At 49.7% G+C, this 733-nt stretch carries 1 protein-coding gene; it reads left to right on the forward strand.

All coding sequences use genetic code 11. The features are described from left to right. Positions 1-123: 123 nt before the first annotated feature. Positions 124-468 carry a cupin domain-containing protein gene (locus HMPREF3066_RS00505; protein WP_060975129.1) on the forward strand — a complete coding sequence of 115 codons (345 nt, stop codon included), beginning with the start codon at positions 124-126 and terminating at the stop codon, positions 466-468. The last annotated feature ends 265 nt before the right edge of the window (positions 469-733 follow it).

Raw genomic sequence — 733 nt, forward strand, 5'->3', positions numbered from 1 at the left:
GCTCATGGCAATCTTTCTTGCAGGAAAGGCCGCAAGATTGAACTGCACCCTAAAGGCCAAATACGCACTCTGGGCAGTTAGGGTGCAGTTTTTTATGATTCGAACCACGCAAGGAGTAATGGCATGAAAATCCCGCAAATTATCCGTTTCACCGATTTTTTACAACAAAACCCCACCGAAGCCGTGCGCACCGTGCTGCATCAAGACAAGCATGACAACATGGTGCTTTGGCAGATTCCGCCACAAACTATGCTGCCCGCCCACCGCCATCTGCGCGGTGCGGACATCTGGATTGTATTGCAGGGCGAAGCCGAGCTGGTGGACGACGCACAAAGCGGCCGCATCATCCGCGCAGGTGAGAGCGTGATAGTCGGCAACCACCAAATCCACGGTGCGCGCAACAACGGCAAAGAAGACTGCATTTTGATTTCGGTTATCAGCCCGAAAGCAGGATTTGAACAGGTATAACCTTTTTCAGAAGGCACCAATCTATCGGAGGCCGTCTGAAAACAGATCAACCATAAAAATTTCAATATACCAAAAATGAAAACCCCATCAAACTGTGCCGCCATTTTCTCATCCTTATCGACAAGGAAACGGGCAAAGTGATGGGGTTCGGCCTTGGAAGGCGGACAGGAAAATTTGAAAACTCCATCAAAGGGAGCAGGCTCAACAACTGACAGACTGCCGTCTAAAAGGGAGCGGATTCGCATTTGAAGTGCAACTTTCCATA

This window comes from Neisseria sp. HMSC03D10 (assembly GCF_001807625.1).
Classification (GTDB): domain Bacteria; phylum Pseudomonadota; class Gammaproteobacteria; order Burkholderiales; family Neisseriaceae; genus Neisseria; species Neisseria mucosa.

Coding starts and splice junctions, on each gene's coding strand:
- HMPREF3066_RS00505 (WP_060975129.1), top strand. CDS start 124: ATGAAAATCCCGCAAATTATCCGTTTCACCGATTTTTTACAACAAAAC.